Source organism: Dolichospermum sp. LEGE 00240 (genome assembly GCF_015207875.1).
GTDB lineage: Bacteria > Cyanobacteriota > Cyanobacteriia > Cyanobacteriales > Nostocaceae > Dolichospermum > Dolichospermum gracile.
This window is the reverse complement of record NZ_JADEVZ010000148.1, coordinates 1-3,691: the sequence shown is the minus strand read 5'-3', so window position 1 is coordinate 3,691 and position 3,691 is coordinate 1. Positions and strand designations below refer to the sequence as shown.

The 3,691-nt window shown below is 41.5% G+C and carries 10 protein-coding genes; 5 read left to right on the top strand and 5 right to left on the bottom strand.

Annotation, left to right across the window (positions count from 1 at the left end; translation table 11 throughout):
- Window positions 1-334 precede the first annotated feature (334 nt).
- Both IQ226_RS24570 and IQ226_RS24565 read left to right on the top strand, forming a co-directional pair.
- Window positions 335-610 (top strand): hypothetical protein, encoded by a 276-nt coding sequence (locus IQ226_RS24570; protein ID WP_193899734.1) that lies wholly within the window; start codon window positions 335-337, stop codon window positions 608-610.
- Window positions 603-785, top strand: a complete 183-nt coding sequence (locus IQ226_RS24565; protein ID WP_193899732.1) for a hypothetical protein — start codon at window positions 603-605, stop codon at window positions 783-785. The genes IQ226_RS24570 and IQ226_RS24565 overlap by 8 nt, the downstream gene beginning before the upstream one ends.
- On the opposite strand, the gene IQ226_RS24560 is transcribed toward IQ226_RS24565, so the two are convergent.
- Entirely contained in the window at window positions 776-1,039 is a 264-nt protein-coding gene (locus tag IQ226_RS24560; protein WP_168643673.1) for a Txe/YoeB family addiction module toxin, read from the bottom strand. The two genes, IQ226_RS24565 and IQ226_RS24560, sit on opposite strands and share 10 nt — an antisense overlap.
- Window positions 1,032-1,286 (bottom strand): type II toxin-antitoxin system Phd/YefM family antitoxin, encoded by a 255-nt coding sequence (locus IQ226_RS24555; RefSeq protein ID WP_039201895.1) that lies wholly within the window; start codon window positions 1,284-1,286, stop codon window positions 1,032-1,034. Before IQ226_RS24555 ends, IQ226_RS24560 begins: the two co-directional genes overlap by 8 nt.
- A gap of 30 nt (window positions 1,287-1,316) precedes the next feature.
- On the opposite strand from IQ226_RS24555, the gene IQ226_RS24550 reads away from it, so the two are divergent.
- Genes IQ226_RS24550 through IQ226_RS24540 form a run of 3 tightly spaced genes read left to right on the top strand, consistent with a single transcriptional unit; the run spans window position 1,317 to window position 2,446 of the window.
- The gene (locus IQ226_RS24550; RefSeq protein WP_193899730.1) at window positions 1,317-1,838 is read left to right on the top strand and encodes a hypothetical protein; all 522 of its coding nucleotides are present in this window, start codon (window positions 1,317-1,319) and stop codon (window positions 1,836-1,838) included.
- Window positions 1,839-1,896: 58 nt separating this feature from the next.
- Entirely contained in the window at window positions 1,897-2,193 is a 297-nt protein-coding gene (locus tag IQ226_RS24545; RefSeq protein ID WP_028091146.1) for a hypothetical protein, read from the top strand.
- Window positions 2,186-2,446 carry a hypothetical protein gene (locus IQ226_RS24540; protein WP_193899728.1) on the top strand — a complete coding sequence of 87 codons (261 nt, stop codon included), beginning with the start codon at window positions 2,186-2,188 and terminating at the stop codon, window positions 2,444-2,446. The genes IQ226_RS24545 and IQ226_RS24540 overlap by 8 nt, the downstream gene beginning before the upstream one ends.
- Before the next feature lie 100 nt (window positions 2,447-2,546).
- On the opposite strand, the gene IQ226_RS24535 is transcribed toward IQ226_RS24540, so the two are convergent.
- The 3 genes from IQ226_RS24535 to IQ226_RS24525 all read right to left on the bottom strand — a co-directional run.
- Complete coding sequence (locus tag IQ226_RS24535) at window positions 2,547-2,918, bottom strand: 1,4-dihydroxy-6-naphthoate synthase (RefSeq protein ID WP_193899726.1); 372 nt, start codon at window positions 2,916-2,918, stop codon at window positions 2,547-2,549.
- Between the two features lie 21 nt (window positions 2,919-2,939).
- Window positions 2,940-3,554, bottom strand: coding sequence for a nucleotidyltransferase domain-containing protein (locus tag IQ226_RS24530; RefSeq protein ID WP_228039665.1), 615 nt, complete (start codon window positions 3,552-3,554; stop codon window positions 2,940-2,942).
- A 3-nt stretch (window positions 3,555-3,557) separates the two neighbouring features.
- Window positions 3,558-3,691, bottom strand: a 134-nt coding sequence (locus tag IQ226_RS24525; RefSeq protein WP_193897896.1) for a transposase, incomplete at its 5' end; no start/stop codon positions are given.

The following is a 3,691-nucleotide window of genomic DNA, read 5'->3' as shown; positions in this document are numbered from 1 at the left end:
TGTAATGTTCCAGATTGCATTGTGCTGTGGAAGGTTTGCTGATTTTTCTAATTGTCCGATACCTGATAAGTAGATGATACTTTTTATCAATACACTATTTTACTACTTTGTCAATGCGTAAGTCCTAATTTAGTTACTAGCAGATAATTATTTCTAACAATTTTCACAACCTCAAGCGATCGCCCCTTACATCCCTAAAAAGCGAACTGCTTGCAGCAGCGCTTCGCTATCGCCCTCACATCCCCTAAAAGCGATCGCCCTCTCACATTCCCAAACAAGCGATATCTTTGGTATAATCAGAATATTAGTTTAATTGCAATATTAAGAACATACTATGACTGTACAACGGTGGAATGATGAAATGCTTGATGATTTGGCTTCCAGTGTGAATGAGTTGCGAGAAAGTATAACTGAAGTTAGGGAAACTATAACTGAAGTTAAAGATAGCATAGATGGGTTGAGAGTAACGGCTCAAGCATTGCTACAAGTAGCTGCTCAAAATCAGCGTGAAATGGAATTGGTAAAACAAAGACAAGCTGAAAGCGATCAGCGATTTAATATTTTATTGGAGGAAGTCCGTTATTTAACTCGTGGAAATAGAGATGATTAGTTCTCGATTCTCCACATCCCCAAAAAGCGAACTGACAAGTCAGCGCTTGCGCTATCGCCCTCTCACACCCCAAAAAGCGATCGCACTCCCACATCCCAAAAGCGATCGCACCTCCCACATCCCAAAAGCGATCGCCCTCACCTCCCCAAAAAGCGATTACACTGATTATTCTTGATAATGATAGCGACATGAAATAATTGTCAGATAATCATCATCGATAGCATAAATAAGGCGATTTGTTTCATCAATACGGCGAGACCAAAAACCTGACAAATTCTCTTTCAATGGTTCGGGTTTACCGATTCCTTCAAAGGGATCTGATAAAGTATCTTCGATAAGTCGATTGATTCTTTTTAAAGTTTTCTTGTCTTGAGATTGCCAATAAAGATAATCTTTCCAAGCTTTACTACCCCAAGCTAATTTACGCATCGATTAAATCGTGTTCTTGTGTTTTCCCTGCTTTGTATTCGGCGATCGCTTCTTCTAAATGTTGAGCATTAGCAGGAGATTTTAACAGATAAACTGTTTCCATCAGACTGTCATAATAACTTTTAGACATGACTACAGCATCTTCTGCATCTCTTCTCACAATGACGGTACAGTTTTTATCATTAGCTACTGTATCTAGTACGGATTTAAAATTGTTTCTTGCTTCGCTAAAGTTGACGATGTTCATGGCTAGAGTTGTACATAGTTAGGTACAACTATGATTATAGCCTTTTTTGACTCTTATCCCCAAAAAGCGATCGCCCTCCCCACATCCCAAAACAGCGATCGCACTCCACACCAAAAAGCGATCGCCCTCCCACATCCCCAACAGCGATCGCCCCCACATCCCCAAAAAGCGAACTGCTTGCAGCAGCGCTTCGCCATCGCCCCCACATCCCCAAAAAGCGAACTGCTTGCAGCAGCGCTTCGCTATCGCCCCCACATCCCAAACAGCGAACTGCTTGCAGCAGCGCTTCGCTATCGCCCTCACAACCCCAAACAGCGATCGCCCTCTCACACCCCAAACAGCGATCGCCCTCTCACATCCCAAACAGCGATCGCACTCCCACATCCCAACAAGCGAGCGCACTCCCCACATCCCCAAAAAGAGATCGCCCTCCCACATCCCAAACAGCGAACTGACAAGTCAGTGCTTGCGCTATCGCACCCCCACATCCCCCAAAAAGCGATCGCCCTCCTCACATATCGCCAAACAGCGATCGCCTTCTCACATTCTTAAAAGCGATATCTTTGGTATAATTAGAATATTAGTTTAATTGCAATATTAAAAACATACTATGAGTGTACAACGGTGGAATGATGAAATGCTTGATGATTTGGCTTCCAGTGTGACTGAGTTGCGAGAAAGTGTGACTGAGTTGCGAGAAAGTGTGACTGAAGTTAGGGAAAGTATAACTGAAGTTAAAGATAGCATAGATGGGTTGAGAGTAACGGCTCAAGCATTGCTACAAGTAGCTGCTCAAAATCAGCGTGAAATGGAATTGATCAAACAAAGACAAGCTGAAAGCGATCAGCGATTTAATATTTTATTGGAGGAAGTCCGTTATTTAACTCGTGGAAATAGAGATGATTAGTTCTCGATTCTCCACATCCCCAAAAAGCGATCGCCCCCCCACATCCCAAAAGCGATCGCCCCTTACATCCCTAAAAAGTGATCGCCCTCTCACATCCCCAAAAGCGATCGCCCCTCACATATCGCCAAACAGCGATCGCCCTCCCACATCCCCTAAAAGCGATCGCCCTCCCCACATCTCCCAAAACAGCGATCGCCCCTCCACATTCCCAAAAAGCGATCACATTTCCCAAAACAAAAGAAAGGCGAACTGACAAGTCAGCGATTGTGCTATCGCGTATTTACTCAAAAAATTAAGCATTAAATTAAATGTAATCTGATTTCTTTAGTGTTTTCTTTCAAAAATCAAGATTATCACTTCCATTTATATCCTCCTTTTCTGGGTAGTTCATCTTCAAAGTCACAAGCAGCAACAGCTTGATAATTTTTATCCCAAAAAGTTTCTAAAAGTTTAGCAATTGTTTCTTTATACAAAATTGGTAGTATCTCTTCAGTTGGTTCTATATCAATAGAATAAGGATAGTAAAGAAACCCATCAGGATAGTCACAACGAAGATTCTCGTCAAAATCTTCGTTCTTTCTTGCGTCAATTTCGTAACCAGCACATAAAACACTCCGACGATTAATCCGACCATGAACCAAAGCAGCGATAGTTCGGATTAACTCATCTAGACTAATATCACAATCTAGATAAATTTTGCAGTAGAGGTTTTGGCGTTCACCCATAATTGTTAAATTTCTCCATTTTTAATTGTTTTTTGGTAAAGGAATGATAGGTTTTTGATCGAAAGGACCTCCTTGCCTAATTATTGAAATATCTACGTCCATTCCCAATTTATTTTCAAGTGTTTTTCGCAAAGGACTTAAACCAGCCTCACCAGATTGTATTTTTCCAGTTTCAATAGCGCGTTTTAACGTTCTCTCTTTCGCTGAACCAGGATTAGGAGTACCAAATCGTTCTTGAAGTATCTCATTAAACTTATTAGAAGGAACTCTAATTCCAAAATCAATGTCAGAGTTAGAATTAGCTGATCCCTTTGCACGACTACCTTGTACAACAATATCATCGCCATAATTTCCAGCTTTGGAGGAACGAATAACTCCTGAAATTTCTCCAAACTGCTCTTGCGTTAATCCTTGTGGTAAACCTCTATATGGATAACCTTTCGTAAAAGCAGATTTAAAGACTTTAGCACCTCCTGCCAATGTGACAGCGTTACCTAGTCCTTGTCCGATACCTTGACTTCTTTCTTCAGTACCGAGACAGCGACCAGTAACTAATTCCCGTCCTCGGATTCCTTCAACAAGACCACCTAATCCAAAAGTATCTAAGAGGATGTTTGAAAAGTTTTGAGGAGTCAAAATTTATGCTAATCGCCTGAGCATGATACGGATCATAGCTAGATAGATAAAAGTCTCAGAGGTTTCAGGTAATAACTCGTAGTCTCTGACTAACCGACGACAACCCATCAGCCAGCCAAAAGTACGTTCCACAACCC